16 protein-coding genes are annotated in these 13,912 nt (G+C 70.4%); 1 reads left to right on the top strand and 15 read right to left on the bottom strand.

The annotated features are described in order from the left end of the window. Positions 1-202: 202 nt before the first annotated feature. The 7 genes from eno to larB form a co-directional block, all read right to left on the bottom strand. Entirely contained in the window at positions 203-1,492 is a 1,290-nt protein-coding gene (eno, locus tag PHA29_RS03115; protein WP_270574906.1) for a phosphopyruvate hydratase, read from the bottom strand. Between the two features lie 162 nt (positions 1,493-1,654). Beyond that, positions 1,655-2,545 (bottom strand): nucleoside triphosphate pyrophosphohydrolase, encoded by an 891-nt coding sequence (mazG, locus tag PHA29_RS03120; RefSeq protein WP_270848030.1) that lies wholly within the window; start codon positions 2,543-2,545, stop codon positions 1,655-1,657. Positions 2,546-2,547: 2 nt separating this feature from the next. Continuing rightward, complete coding sequence (gene yfcE, locus PHA29_RS03125) at positions 2,548-3,117, bottom strand: phosphodiesterase (protein WP_270848032.1); 570 nt, start codon at positions 3,115-3,117, stop codon at positions 2,548-2,550. A 124-nt stretch (positions 3,118-3,241) separates the two neighbouring features. After that, a complete protein-coding gene (locus tag PHA29_RS03130) occupies positions 3,242-3,619 on the bottom strand; it encodes a hypothetical protein (protein ID WP_270848034.1) in 378 nt (125 codons plus the stop codon). A gap of 252 nt (positions 3,620-3,871) precedes the next feature. Then, complete coding sequence (locus tag PHA29_RS03135; RefSeq protein ID WP_270574902.1) at positions 3,872-4,243, bottom strand: hypothetical protein; 372 nt, start codon at positions 4,241-4,243, stop codon at positions 3,872-3,874. Between the two features lie 67 nt (positions 4,244-4,310). Then, positions 4,311-6,347 carry a nickel pincer cofactor biosynthesis protein LarC gene (larC, locus tag PHA29_RS03140; protein ID WP_333491377.1) on the bottom strand — a complete coding sequence of 679 codons (2,037 nt, stop codon included), beginning with the start codon at positions 6,345-6,347 and terminating at the stop codon, positions 4,311-4,313. Positions 6,348-6,353: 6 nt separating this feature from the next. Continuing rightward, complete coding sequence (gene larB, locus PHA29_RS03145; RefSeq protein ID WP_270848036.1) at positions 6,354-7,118, bottom strand: nickel pincer cofactor biosynthesis protein LarB; 765 nt, start codon at positions 7,116-7,118, stop codon at positions 6,354-6,356. A 296-nt stretch (positions 7,119-7,414) separates the two neighbouring features. Here larB and PHA29_RS03150 point away from each other — a divergent pair, with 296 nt between their 5' ends. Next, entirely contained in the window at positions 7,415-7,987 is a 573-nt protein-coding gene (locus PHA29_RS03150; protein ID WP_270848037.1) for a hypothetical protein, read from the top strand. A gap of 269 nt (positions 7,988-8,256) precedes the next feature. Here the strand turns inward: PHA29_RS03150 and PHA29_RS03155 are convergent, their stop codons facing one another. The 8 genes from PHA29_RS03155 to hisB form a co-directional block, all read right to left on the bottom strand. Next, positions 8,257-8,616: an arsenate reductase family protein gene (locus tag PHA29_RS03155; RefSeq protein ID WP_270405639.1), complete on the bottom strand. Its 360-nt coding sequence runs from the start codon at positions 8,614-8,616 to the stop codon at positions 8,257-8,259. A 353-nt stretch (positions 8,617-8,969) separates the two neighbouring features. After that, entirely contained in the window at positions 8,970-9,638 is a 669-nt protein-coding gene (locus PHA29_RS03160) for a helix-turn-helix domain-containing protein (protein ID WP_270405641.1), read from the bottom strand. Between the two features lie 363 nt (positions 9,639-10,001). Then, positions 10,002-10,319: a phosphoribosyl-ATP diphosphatase gene (gene hisE, locus PHA29_RS03165; RefSeq protein ID WP_270848038.1), complete on the bottom strand. Its 318-nt coding sequence runs from the start codon at positions 10,317-10,319 to the stop codon at positions 10,002-10,004. 122 nt (positions 10,320-10,441) lie between these two features. Beyond that, on the bottom strand, positions 10,442-10,774 hold the full coding sequence (hisI, locus tag PHA29_RS03170) for a phosphoribosyl-AMP cyclohydrolase (RefSeq protein ID WP_270403970.1): 333 nt from the start codon (positions 10,772-10,774) through the stop codon (positions 10,442-10,444). 67 nt (positions 10,775-10,841) lie between these two features. Next, entirely contained in the window at positions 10,842-11,624 is a 783-nt protein-coding gene (gene hisF / locus PHA29_RS03175) for an imidazole glycerol phosphate synthase subunit HisF (RefSeq protein WP_270848039.1), read from the bottom strand. Next, positions 11,614-12,426 carry a 1-(5-phosphoribosyl)-5-[(5-phosphoribosylamino)methylideneamino]imidazole-4-carboxamide isomerase gene (locus tag PHA29_RS03180; RefSeq protein ID WP_270848041.1) on the bottom strand — a complete coding sequence of 271 codons (813 nt, stop codon included), beginning with the start codon at positions 12,424-12,426 and terminating at the stop codon, positions 11,614-11,616. The genes hisF and PHA29_RS03180 overlap by 11 nt, the downstream gene beginning before the upstream one ends. Beyond that, a complete protein-coding gene (locus PHA29_RS03185) occupies positions 12,423-13,214 on the bottom strand; it encodes an imidazole glycerol phosphate synthase subunit HisH (RefSeq protein ID WP_270848043.1) in 792 nt (263 codons plus the stop codon). Before PHA29_RS03185 ends, PHA29_RS03180 begins: the two co-directional genes overlap by 4 nt. An 87-nt stretch (positions 13,215-13,301) precedes the next feature. Continuing rightward, positions 13,302-13,889 (bottom strand): imidazoleglycerol-phosphate dehydratase HisB, encoded by a 588-nt coding sequence (gene hisB / locus PHA29_RS03190; RefSeq protein WP_270848044.1) that lies wholly within the window; start codon positions 13,887-13,889, stop codon positions 13,302-13,304. Positions 13,890-13,912: the final 23 nt, after the last annotated feature.

Raw genomic sequence — 13,912 nt, forward strand, 5'->3', positions numbered from 1 at the left:
CGCCCGGTCGATCCGGGGAGCGCGGGCGGCGGGCCGCCGGGAACGGACGGGCCGCGCCCTGGCGCCGGGAAGCAGACGGCGGCGCCGGGCCGCCGAGGCCCGACGCCGCCAGGAAAAGAGGGGCGCGCCTATCGTCCGGATGCCGCGGATGCGGCGCCCCGCCGCGCCGTGGAGTCGCGGTCGGCGCAGCGGGCCCAGTGCGCTAGCGGATGTTGTAGAACGCGTTCATGCCCGCGTACTCGGCGCTCGTGTACAGCTCGTCCTCGATGCGGATGAGCTGGTTGTACTTGGCGATGCGGTCCGAGCGGCAGGGCGCGCCGGTCTTGATCTGGCCGGCGTTCACGGCGACGGCGAGGTCGGCGATCGTGGAGTCCTCGGTCTCGCCGGAGCGATGGCTCACGATGCAGGCGTACCCCGCGCGCTTGGCCATCTCGATGGCCTCGAGGGACTCGGTGAGCGTACCGATCTGGTTGACCTTCACGAGGATGGCGTTCGCGGCGCCGAGCTCGATGCCCTTCTTCAGGCGCTCGGTGTTGGTGACGAACAGGTCGTCGCCCACCAGCTGGACCTTGTCGCCGATGCGCTGGGTCAGCTTGACCCAGCCGTCCCAATCCTCCTCGGCCAGGCCGTCCTCGATGGAGATGATCGGGTACTTCTCGACGAGCTCGGCCCAGTAGTCGATCATCTCGTCGGTGGTGAGCTCGCGGCCCTCGCCCGAGAGCACGTACACACCGCGCTCGGCGTCGTAGCACTCGGTGGTCGCGGGGTCCATGGCGATCTTGAAGTCGTCGCCCGGCTTGTAGCCGGCGGCCTCGATGGCCTTGACGATGTACTGCAGCGGCTCCTCGTTGCTCTTGAGGTCGGGTGCGAAACCGCCCTCGTCGCCCACACCGGTGCTGTGGCCGGAGTCCTTGAGGACGCTCTTCAGCGTGTGGTAGACCTCGGCGCACCAGCGCAGGCCCTCGGTGAAGGTGGGAGCGCCGACCGGCATGATCATGAACTCCTGGAAGTCCACGTTGTTGTCGGCGTGGACGCCGCCGTTCAGGATGTTCATCATCGGCGTGGGCAGGGTGTGGCCGTTCACGCCGCCGAGGTACTGATAGAGCTCCAGGTCCGTGGACTGCGCGGCGGCGCGGGCCACGGCCAGGGACACGCCGAGGATGGCGTTGGCACCCAGGTTGGCCTTGTTGGGGGTCCCGTCGGCCTCGATGAGGGCGGCGTCGACGGCGCGCTGGTCGAACGCGTCCATGCCGATCACGGCATCGGCGAGCTCCTTGTTCACGTGGTCGACGGCCTTCGTGACGCCCTTTCCGAGGTAGCGTCCCTTATCGCCGTCGCGCAGCTCGACGGCCTCGAAGGCGCCCGTGGAGGCCCCGGAGGGCACCATGGCGCGGCCGAAGGAGCCGTCGTCGAGCACGACCTCGACCTCGACCGTGGGATTGCCGCGCGAATCGAGGACCTCGCGACCGTAGACGTCCAGAATCTCACTCATTGCATCGTCCTTTCCGCTGGAGACCAGCTGGATGATCCATGCCCGGGCTTGGTTACCCAAAGCAAACTTTAGTCAGTATTCCCGATTGCGCGGGGTTTATCCACGGCAAGGCGATGCGAATCGGCGCGGGGCAGATCTTTGTTCCCGATACCCGCGGACCCGTCACTCCCCGTCCTTGACGCCGTCCCACAGCGCGTTGAGCTCGGAGGTGGAGAGGTCCTCGAGCCGCTCGCCGCGTTCGCGCGCGATGCCCTCCATGGCCGCCCACCGGCGGCGGAACTTGGCCGTGGAGGCGCGCAGGGCGCCCTCGGCGTCGATGCCCTCCTTGCGCGCCACGTTCACCAAGGCGAACAGCATATCGCCGAACTCCAGGGAGCGGGCGTCGCTGCCGGGCTCCTCCGCCTCGAACTCGGCGCGCTCCGATGCGACCTGGTCCCACACGTCCTCGACCGTGTCCCACTCGAAGCCCGCCTTGGCGGCGCGCTTGGACACCTTCTGCGCCTGCATGAGTGCGGGAAAGGCCAGGGGCACGCTGTCGAGCAGCCCCTCGGGCGCGGGCTCGGCGTCGGCCCCGTCGGTCGAGGCGGCCCCGTCCTCCGCAGCGTTGCGCCCCTCGCGCTCGGCCCGCTTGACCTCGTCCCAGATGTCCAGGACCGCATCGGCGTCCCGCGCCCCCTCGGCCGAGCCGAACACGTGCGGATGGCGCCGCACGAGCTTCTCGTCGAGGTCGCGCACCACGTCGTCGATCGTGAACTCCCCGGCGTCCGCGGCGATCTGGGCGTGCAGGACCACCTGCATGAGCACGTCGCCCAGCTCCTCGCGCAGATGCGCGGCGTCCCCGGACTCGATGCAGTCGACGGCCTCGTACGCCTCCTCGATCATGTTCCCGGCGATGGAGGCATGCGTCTGCTCGCGGTCCCACGGGCAGCCGTCGGGCTGGCGGAGGCGCCAGATGGTCCGGACGAGCGACTGGAACGAGGCGCGCGCGTCGGCGAGCGTCGACTCGTCGCGCGCCGCACCGGCCGCGGGCGGGCTCCCTGCGGTCTCGTCCATGGCTACTCCTCCCCCATCACGATGTGGGAGAACGCCTCGGTCAGCGGCAGGCTGTCATCGTAGATGCCGTAGCTGTGCGTGCCGTCCTTGGGAATGGAGACGCTGCCGGGGTTGAACGCCCAGATGCCCGGATGGCCGGGGACGGCCTCGTTCACCTTGACGTGCGTGTGGCCGTAGACGATCGCCGAGCCCTCGGGCAGCTCGGGCAGGTTGTCCACGCTGTTGTGGAACCCCGCGCCGAAGACGTGGCCATGGGTGCAGAACAGCTCCCGGCCGGACGGCGCGAGCACCGGGGCGCTGTCGGCCATGCACGGGAACGAGAGGACCATCTGGTCGACCTCGGCCTCGCAGTTGCCGCGCACGGCGACGACCCTCCCCGAAGCGGCGAGGTCGTTCAGCAGGGCGATCACGCGCTTGGGCGCGTAGTCGCGCGGGAGGTCGTTGCGCGGCCCGTGGTAGAGCAGGTCGCCCAGCAGCAGGACGCGGTCGGGGCGCTCCTCCCCGATGGCGGCCATGAGGCGCTCCGCCCAGTAGGCGGAGCCGTGGATGTCGGATGCGATGAGAAACTTCATGCGATTCCCTTCCAGAGGATCGGGCCGTCCCGCGCGTCGCGGCGACGGCGGTTCGGCGTTCGGACGGAGTCGGCCGGGATGCGGAGGACCGGGACGATGCGGAAGCCGGGCGGCGCGCCGGACGTCAGGGCAGCGCCTCGAAGCGAACGCGGCGCGAGAAATGGAAGTAGACGGCCACGATCGCGAGGTTGACCGCCGCGGGCCATACGAAGCCGGGTACGAGGACGTAGACGACCACGGACACCGCGTTGAGCACGACGGCGAGCCACGACACCCCGATGTAGTACACCTCGAGACCGCGTGCGGGACGGTTGGCCACGCCGATGCCCGCCGCCCCGAGCACGAGGTCGAGCAGGGCCGTCGCAAGCGAGCAGATGGCGAGCAGCAGGCCCGTCGACGTGTTGGCGAACATGAGCGCCATGCCCGTCCACGCCGCCATGCCGACCGCGGCGAGCACCGCGATGAAGCTCATGACCTTGAGCGCCTTCTGATTGGATGACATCTTCGGTCTCCTTCCCTCGCGCGGCGCGACCGACCGCGCTGTGGGGGTTATACCCAACCGGGAGCCCGCGCACGCAGACCGCCCGGAGCATGCGGGGTGGGGCGCCGCCGGCGCCAAGCGCCCGGCGAACGGCAAGACCGATCGGAAGCATGCAGGGCGAGCGGCCCGTCGGCGCGAAGGCGAGGGCGCCGGCCTCGAGGCCACCGGCCGAGGGACCCGCCGGCGCGAAGCCGGGGGTGCCGGGCTGCCGCCCTAGCGGCCGGACTCCCGCTCCACCTGCACGGCGGCGTACGCGAACGCGGCCGCGATGGCGAGGCTGACGAGCCCCGAGGGGATGATTCCCCCGGAAAGGACCATGAGCAGCACGTTGCACAGATTCGCCCATACGCCGAGCCACATGGGCAGACGGAGGCGCCCGATCCTCGACGGCGCGTTCGCCGCGCCGATGCCGAGCGCACCCGCCACGAGCCCGAGCACGGCGGAAAGCCCCATGGTCGCGACCTGCAGGGGGTCGAGTTGCATCTCGCCCGTCGAATGCAGGACCCACAGGGTGATGGCCAGGTCGATCCCGGCGATGAGGGCCAGGAAGCTCAGGACCTTGAGCGCTTTTCGCATAGGGGACATCGGACTCCTCTTTCCGTCGGGAGGGACACGGGGGCGCCGGCAGGAAGCGGCGACGCTGCCGGGCTCGCTACAGCCCGGCCTCTCGCGACGCCCGGGCCGCGTCCATCACGCGCTGGAGGGCGATGCCCTCGCGGCGGGCGATGGCGGCGCAGTCCTCGAACTCGGGGGCCTCGCGGCGCGAGCCGTCGGGGAGCTCCACGCGCTTCATGCGCACCGCGCCCCACGGCGTCGGGACCTCCTCGATCGCGCGCGCGAGCACCGTGCGCTCCATGCGGACGCGCCGGACGCCGATGGTCGAGGTCTCACGGAATATGACCTCCTCGAGGCGCCCCGCGTCCTCGATCGCGGAGATGACCTGCAGCTGGTAGGCCGGGCGCCCCTTCTTGGTGAAGACCGGGACCCAGTGGACCTCGCGGGCGCCGGCGTCGCGCAGCCGGTCGGCGGCGTAGGCGAGGACCTCGGGGGTGCTGTCGTCGATGTCGCATTCCAGCTTGACGACCTGCGCCGGCGTATCAGGCACCGGCGCGGCGGGCAGCTCCTCGATCAGCCAGGCGCGCACGACCGAGGGGCGCTCGTAGGCGCGCTTCCCGGCACCCAGGCCGACGGCCCGGACAGCGTAGCGCGGCGGCAGCTCGAATACGGGGTCGAACGCGGCGACGAGCGCGGCGCCCGTCGGGGTGACGAGCTCGCCCGAGACGTCGGCCTGCGCGAGGGGCAGGCTGCAGGCGACGCAGACGTTCAGGGTCGCGGGGGCCGGCACGGGGATGACGCCGTGCTGGCAGCGGATGGTCCCGTGGCCGTCGACCAGCACCGGGACGACCGTGCGGGCGACGGCCAGGCTGTCGAACAGGACGCTTGCGGCGACGATATCCACGATGGAATCGACGGCGCCGACCTCGTGGAAGTGCACCTGATCGAAGGGGACGGCGTGCGCCTTGGCCTCCGCCTCCGCGAGGATGCGGACCGCCCGGTGGGCGATCGCGCGGGCCCCCGCGGACATGTCCGCGGCGTCGATGATGCGGTCGATGTCCGCCGGCCCGCGGTGCTCGTGGTGATGGCCATGGGGGCCGTGGTGGTGATGGCCGCCGTGGCGGTGCTCGTGCTCGTGCTCGTGCTCGTGCTCGTGCTCGTGCTCGTGCTCGTGCTCGTGCTCGTGCTCGTGCTCGTGCTCGTGCTCGTGCTCGTGCTCGTGCTCGTGCTCGTGCTCGTGCTCGTGCTCGTGCTCGTGCTCGTGCTCGTGCTCGTGCTCGTGCTCGTGCTCGTGCTCGTGCTCGTGCTCGTGCTCGTGCTCGTGCTCGTGCTCGTGCTCGTGCTCGTGCTCGTGCTCGTGCTCGTGCTCGTGCTCGTGCTCGTGCTCGTGCTCGTGCTCGTGCTCGTGCTCGTGCTCGTGCTCGTGCTCGTGCTCGTGCTCGTGCTCGTGCTCGTGCTCGTGCTCGTGCTCGTGCTCGTGCTCGTGCTCGTGCTCGTGCTCGTGCTCGTGCTCGTGCTCGTGCTCGTGCTCGTGCTCGTGCTCGTGCTCGTGCTCGTGCTCGTGCTCGTGCTCGTGCTCGTGCTCGTGCTCGTGCTCGTGCTCGTGCTCGTGCTCGTGCTCGTGCTCGTGCTCGTGCTCGTGCTCGTGCTCGTGCTCGTGCTCGTGCTCGTGCTCGTGCTCGTGCTCGTGCTCGTGCTCGTGCTCGTGCTCGTGCTCGTGCTCGTGCTCGTGCTCGTGCTCGTGCTCGTGCTCGTGCTCGTGCTCGTGCTCGTGCTCGTGCTCGTGCTCGTGCTCGTGCTCGTGCTCGTGCAGAGCGTGTCCCGGATCGGCCTCGAGCGCAAGGGCGCCGTCGCCATGCAGATATTCCATATCATGGTCGCGGTTCTCGTGCTCGGCATCCAGCCGCACGGCGAAGTCGCAGCAATCGATGCCCGCCTTCTTCACGCGCGAGACCTCGATCTCAAAACCCCCGACCGACATGCTGTCCAACGCACGGCGCATCGCCGCCTCGTCCGCGCCCGCATCGAGCAGCGCCGCGACCAGCATGTCGCCCGCCACCCCCGCCTGGCAGTCCAGATACAGCGTCAGCCCCTCGCGGGGGCGCACCCGCATCGCGTCGTCCGCTTGACCCATGATCGATCAGGCCTCCTTGCCCGGTAGATGGTTGATAAGGGATGCCTGGTAGGCCGCCCCGAACCCGTTGTCGACATTCACCACGGACACGCCGCTCGCACAGCTGTTGACCATGGCCAGAAGCGCCGTGAGACCGCCCAGGTTGGCCCCGTAGCCCACGCTCGTGGGCACCGCGATGACCGGGCAGGCGGCGAGCCCCGCCACCACGCTCGGCAGCGCGCCCTCCATACCCGCGATGGCGACGATCACCTGGGCGCGGGCTATCTCGTCCCCATGGCGCAGCAGGCGGTGGATGCCCGCCACCCCGGCGTCGTTGACGCAGGTGACGCGATTGCCCAGGAACCGCGCCGTGAGCAGAGCCTCCTCGGCGACCGGTACATCGCTCGTGCCCGCGGTGACCACCAGGATCTCCCCGTTGCCGTCCGGCTCGGGCAGCTCGCCCACGACGCCGGCGCGGGCCTCCTCATGGTAGGTGAACGCGCATCCCAGCGCGGCGAGCTCCTCGGCCTTGCGGGGGTCGAGCCGTGTGATGAGGATGCGCCGCTGCCCGGAGGCGAGCATGGCGTCCGCGATCCCCGCGATCTGCCCGGCCGTCTTCCCGGCCCCGTAGACGACCTCCGAGACCCCGGTGCGCAGGCCGCGTCCGGTGTCGACCTGCGCGAAACCCAGGTCGGCGACGGTATCGGCACGCACATGGCCCACCAGCTCGGCGGGGGTCATCTCCCCTGTCGCGACCTGGCGCGCGAGCGCCTCGAGCTCGGCTGCATCCATAGGGCTCCTTCCGACGTGGCACGGCGCCCGCCTTGCGGCGCCCGCATCGACATGACGCTACCACATGGAGCGCACTCGAAGTCAGTGTCCGGCGGGACAATTCCACAGGGGCTGCGCACGTCCGCGGACCAAAGCGGGTATCCTGCACGTAACCGCACGGGCGACGGCAGCCCGCCGGGCATGCAGCGACGCTGGTGCCGCCTGAACGCCCATATGCCTACATGCGGACGAATCCGCACCCGGTTGCGTCCGCGCCCCACACGCCCGCAACCCCATCTGCGACCAGAAGGAGGACCATGTCCCTCGATCAGAGCGAGTATACCGAGAGCACCGCACCCGTCACCGCCGCAACCGCAGGCGCGCAGGCCAGCTCTGGCGCGGTGGAATCCGAGGCGACAGTCGCCGCGGAGCCCGAGGCGGCCATGCCAGGAACGTCTATCGTCACCATAATCTTCAGCGTGGTGAACGTCATCCTCAGCCCCGACGCGAAGGAGCCCGAGGCGGCCATGCGCCCCGAGGCGGCATCCGCCGGGGAACCCGTCGGCGCCGAGGCGCGCCCCGAGCCCGAACCCGTCGAGGAGGCCCTCGGCACCGGTGCCGAGGAGCCCGCGCCCGGGAACCCGGGGCTGTCCATCGCCACCATCATCTTCGGTGTGGTGGGCGTCATTCTCGCACTGTGGGTGAGCTGGATCCTGAGCGTCATCGCCGGCATCGTGGCCATCGTGCTGGGCCGCATGGCGTCGCGCCAGAACGCCCCCTATCCCCGCGCGATCTTGGCGGGCAAGGTGCTGGGCGTCATCTGCATCTTCGCCAACGCCTTCATGGTGTTCACCTACGTGGCGTACCTCATGAGCCTCGGCGTCCTCTAAGCCGGCATCCTCTAGGCGGGCGCAGGCGGGACGGCGGGGACGCCGCGCGCCCGCACCGCAGGTCGATGAGTATGAAAAACCTCCCGCTTCCCGAACCTCCATATCGAGCTCCGGGAAGCGGGAGGGTGTTCGCAGAAGCGGGTCCGGGTCGACGCGAACAGCCGGACCCCGTCAAAGCGGGACCTCGATGCCCGTGCGACCTCGGCACCTAGGATCTCACGGACGAGGCAGGTGTGGTCTCTGCCCCGACGCCCATGCGGCCTCGGCACCTAGAGCAGGGCCTGCTCCCAGGCGGGCTCGCGGAAACCCACGAGCACCGCGTCGTCGGCGATCACCAACGGGCGCTTGACGAGCATGCCATCGGTCGCGAGCAGCGCGAAAGCGTCCTCGTCGCTCATACCGGCATCCAACTTGGCCTTGATGCCCAGCTCGCGGTAGCGCATCCCGCTGGTGTTGAAGAAGCGGCGCACCGGGAGGCCGGAGCGCTCCTGCCAAGCGGCGAGCTCCTCGGCGGTCGGATTGTCCTCGACGATATGGCGGTCGGTGTAGTCGATCCCGTGCTCGTCCAGCCACTTCTTGGCCTTTCGGCAGGTAGAGCACTTGGGATATTCGATGAACAGGACGGGCATGGAGCCTCCTCGGATCGACGGGTGTGTCGCCGCGATTGTAGCATGCCCGTATCGGGGCGCGGTCTCGACCGATCCGACGGCGGCGGGCGCGGTTTCGGGCATCGGAACGCGGATTCGACCGGGCCGACGATGGTAAAGAATTTTACTGTAACGTTAAATCGGAGACTTCCAAGTAACCCTTCAGCGACGTAAAGCCTCTATCAGGGGTTTTGCAGCTGGCGATTCACCTGGCTACTCGGAGGGACCGAATTTAACGATACAGTAATTTCCTCATAGTGTCAGAATCCCCCATCAACCACTATATGTTGTGGTTTCTCATCGCTCGTCGATGCCGACCTGCTGGAATCCGGCACCTAGCGGCCGGCGCCGCGCATCGCCGCGAGCTCGGCACGCGAATGGACGCCCAGCTTGGAATAGACCTGCTGCAAGCGACTGTTGACCGCGGCCTCGCTCAGCACGAGACTCTCCGCCACATCCGCCGTCGACGCGCCGTCGGCGACCATGAGCGCGACCTCGACCTCCCCGTCGGTCAGGCCGGCATCTGAAAGCGCATGGGCGAACGAGCGACGCTCGAGCCACGCCAGGGCGGCCTCACGGGAATCGACCCCCAGCTTCTCGTACGCACGGGTGCAGTACGTCCCCACCGTCGAACGCGAAACCCCCATCTCCTCGGCCAGCGAGGCGAAGGTACGCCCCTCGCAGGCAGCGAGCAGCACCGTGCGCTCGCGGCGGGTGAGCCCGGCGTCGGCGAGGTCGAGCTCCCGGCGCGCGTGCTCCAAGCCGTCCTGCAGGCGCCGACGCTCAGCGGAGCCGTCGTCATCGGATCCCCCGGCGGCGCCCGAGGCATCCCCGAGGGGCGCCCCGGCATCCGTCTGCGCGGGCATCATGCGCTTCAGGCGCCCGTTGATGCGCAGGGCCACGACGGCGATGAGCACAACCAAGGCGAACAGGATGACCGGGCCGACCACCACGGTCGCGTAGTACCAGATCACGAAGATCCATTCGAATCCGACCGGTGCCATCTCGTCCTCCTCACCGCGCAACCATCGGACACGAGTCCGCTCATCGACAGTATGCCCGAACGCCGCATTTCGTGCTGTCGTGCACGCTGATGAAGATTTCGGGATATCCGCAGCTACGCGGTGTCGTGCAATGCAAGGCGGGAGCGGGACCGCCGAACGGCCCGTCTCGAGGGGCGGGCGGAGGCGTGCGGCGCGGCGCGGACGCCGGGATGCACGGCGCAAGGGGCCGGCATCCGCCACGGGCGCCGGGATGTCGGCATGAGCGCCCGGCACGCGCCGCGGGTGCCGGCGTGATAGGCCGGCATGCGGGGCAGGCGCACGACGCCCGGGGCCGGGGGGCGCGGCGGGCAGGTGCCGACGCCCCTATCGATGCCGCGCGTCGAGCTCGCCGGCGAGCTCGGGCACCGTGACGCCGTAGCGCTCGAGGGTCACGAGCAGGTGGTACACCAGGTCGCCCGCCTCGTAGCGGATATGGTCGTGGTCGCGGTCCTTGCATGCCATGATGACCTCGCTCGCCTCCTCGGCAAGCTTCTTCAGCAGCTCGTCCTCCTCGCCGTTGAGCAGGCGCGCGGTGTAGGAGGCCTCGGGCGAGGCGTCCCAGCGGCCGTGGATCACGTCCGCCAGCCCCTCGAGCGTCTTGCCGATATCGCCATCCTGCACGTTTGCGGTACGAACACCCATGTCGTCTCCAATCTGGTCGAATGTCGCGCGGACGGCCCCGCGCCGCGAGGCGCCGGGCAGCCCGCGCGGGTCGGGGCCGGACCTGCGCCGCCGGACGCGCGCCGGGCCGGCGCCGCCGTCGGTCAGCCGTCCGACTCCCCGGTCAGGCTCCGGTAGAAGCAGCTCCGGTTGCCGGTGTGGCAGGCGGGGCCGGGCGAGTCCACGAGCGCGAGGAGGGTGTCGCCGTCGCAGTCCGCGCGGAGCTCGCGCAGCTGCTGCATGTTGCCGCTCGTCGCGCCCTTGTTCCACAGCTCCTGGCGGCTCCGGCTCCAGAACCACGTGGTCCCCGTCTCGACGGTGAGGCGGATCGACTCCGCGCTCATCCAGGCGACCATAAGGACCTCGCCGGTATCGTATTGCTGCACGACGCAGGGGATGAGGCCCCGCTCGTCGAACTTCAGATCATCGATGCCCATATCGGCTCCTTTCCCGCGGGCGCCCCGGCCCCGCGGCCTCCGGCGCCCCGTCGGCGCCATCCCCTGCCTAGAAATCCAGGCGTATGGGGATGCCCTGCGAGGCCATGTACTCCTTCACCTGCCGGATGCTGTAGGTGCCGAAGTGGAAGACGCTCGCGGCGAGGACCGCGTCGGCCTCGCCCTCGATGATGCCCTCCGCGAAGTGCTCGAGCGTCCCCGCGCCGCCCGACGCGATCACCGGGATCGGGACCGCGCGCGCCACCGCGCGGGTGAGAGCCAGGTCGAACCCCTCCTTGGTGCCGTCCCGGTCCATGCTCGTGAGCAGGATCTCCCCGGCGCCGCGGCGGGCGGCCTCCTGCGCCCACGCCACCGCGTCGATGCCCGTCGGCGTGCGGCCTCCCGCCAGGTAGACCTCCCAGCGGTCGGCGCCCGGCGCCCCGGGCTCGCCTACCCGCTTCGCGTCGATGGCGACGATCACCGCCTGGCTGCCGAAGGCCGCCGCGGCGGCGGTGATGAGCGATGGGTCGCGCACGGCGGCGGAGTTCAGCGAGACCTTGTCCGCGCCGGCGGCGACCATCCGCCGCATGCTCGCCAGGTCGCGGAAGCCGCCGCCCACCGTGTAGGGGATCGCCAGCTCCTCGGCGGCGTGCGCGGCCATGTCGATCGTCGTCGCCCGGTTGTCGCTCGTCGCCGTGATGTCGAGGAAGATCACCTCGTCGGCGCCCTCGCGGTCATAGGCCGAGGCGAGCTCCACCGGGTCCCCCGCGTCGCGCAGGGACACGAAGTTCACGCCCTTGACCACGCGCCCGTCCTTGACGTCCAGGCATGGGATGACGCGTTTAGTGAGCATCGCCGGCCCCCTCTCCGGATACGGCCGCCGACGGCCCGGACGAGCGCGCGCCCGCCTGCGCCGCACCCTGCCCGGCCGCCTCCAGCGCCTCGGCGAGCGTGAAGTTCCCCTCGTACAGGGCGCGGCCAATGATGCAGCCCTCGACGACGTCGGGACCCGCCGCGGCGAGCGCGCGCACGTCCGCGAGGGTCGAGATGCCGCCCGACGCCACCACGGGGAAGCCCGCGCACGCGGCGACGCGGCGGTAGGCGTCCGCGTCGACGCCCGTCTGCATGCCGTCGCGCGAGATGTCGGTGAACACCAGATGGCGGAACCCGAGCTCGGACAGCTCGCCCACCACGCTCTCCACGCTGCGGGAGATCCCGTCGCGCCAGCCGTTGATCTTGACCTGCCCGTCGCGGGCCGCCACGTCGGCCACGAGCATGCCGCCGAAGCCGCGGGCCGCGACCTCGGCGAACCCGGGCTCGGTCACGAGCACGGTGCCCAGCGCGATGCGGCGGGCACCGTACCCCGCGAGCTCGTCGATGCGCTTGAGCGAGCGGACGCCGCCGCCCACGTCGACCGACAGCCCGTCGACGCGGCAGATGGCCTCGATCGCGGCCGAGTTCGCCGCGCAGGCGTCCTCGTCCTCCTCGAGCGCCGCGGAGAGATCGACCACGTGCACCCAGGTCGCGCCCTGCTCGGCGAAGGCCCGGGCCTGCGCCACGGGGTCGTCCGAATACACCGTGCAGCGCGAGCGCTCGCCCCGTTCGAGGCGCACCACCTTGCCGGCGATGAGGTCGATGGCGGGAAAGACGATCATGCGCCCACCTCCTTGACGCGCGCCTCCACGATGCGCACGAAGCTCTCGAGGATACGATGGCCGTGCGCCGAGGACTTCTCGGGGTGGAACTGGCACCCGTAGATGTTGCCGTGCCACACGACCGAACCGAACGCGCGCGCGTAGAACGTGCGGGCGGCGATGTCGCCGGCGTCCGCGTCCCCGTCGAGCGCGTAGGAATGCGTGAAATACAGGTTCGCGCCCTCGTCGAACCCGTCGAGCAGCGGGCAGGCGAGGCCCGCGGGCGTGAGGTGCACCTGGTCCCATCCCACATGGGGGATCTTCAGCCGGTCGGCCGGGAGGACGGTGCACGACCCCTTGAGCAGGCCGAGGCCGCGGACCCAGCGCTTCCCTTCGGCCTCGAACACGGTTCCGGGGGCGTCGCGGAGGTCGGAGCCGGCGGGCACGGGCGGCACCTCCGCCGGCGCATCGGCGGGCGCCGGCGCGGCAGCCGGCACGGGTGCGTCCGGCACGCCCTCGTCGCCGCGCTCGAACAGCAGCTGGAGCCCCAGGCACACGCCCAGAAACGGCGTGCCCGCACCGCCGGCCACAGCATCGATGACCGCCCGGTCCTGCCCCGATTCGCGCATGAAGGCGATCGCGTCGTAGAAGGACCCCACGCCCGGCAGCACGATCCCGTCTGCCGCGCGAATCCGCTCGGGATCGTCGGTCACCTGCGCCTCGGCGCCCGCGCGCGCCAGCCCGCGGGCCATGCTGGACAGGTTGCCCTTATGGTAGTCGACGATGACGATGACCGGCTTATCGGCCATGACCGCACCCCTCTCCGTACCCGTGATGAATCGACCCCGTCCCCCTGCGGCGTCTCGACCTCGCCCCCGAACGCGGCGCCCCGGTCGCTACAGGCTGCCCTTGGTGGAGGGGACGCCCTGCACGCGGGGATCGAGCTCGCAGGCGCGGCGCATGCAACGGCCCACGGCCTTGAAGGCGGCCTCGATGATGTGATGGCTGTTCGCCCCCGCGAGCTCGCGCACATGCAGCGTGAGCTGCGCGTCCCGTGCGAAGGCGTAGAAGAACTCGACCGCGAGCTCCGTGTCGAAGGCGCCCACGCGCTCGGTGGGAAGCGGCAGGTCGCAGTACGCCTGCCCGCGGCCCGAGATGTCGACGGCGGCCGCCACGAGGGCCTCGTCCATGGGGATCGCGCAGTCGGCGAACCGGGTGATGCCCGCCTTGTCGCCCAAGGCGGCCGCGAACGCCCGGCCCAGCACGATCCCCGTGTCCTCCACGGTATGGTGCGCGTCCACCTCGACGTCTCCGGTCGCACGGACCGTGAGGTCGAATAGCCCGTGGCGCCCGAACGCGTCGAGCATGTGGTCGAAAAACGGCACCCCCGTGGAGATGTCGCAGGCGCCCGACCCGTCCAGGTCGAGCTTGACGGTGATATCGGTCTCCCCCGTCACGCGGGAGACCTCGGCGGTCCTCGCCATCCGGTCCTCCTTGCCGGCGGGCG

The sequence above is a fragment of the Candidatus Collinsella stercoripullorum genome (assembly GCF_027669965.1).
Taxonomy (GTDB): Bacteria; Actinomycetota; Coriobacteriia; order Coriobacteriales; family Coriobacteriaceae; genus Collinsella; species Collinsella stercoripullorum.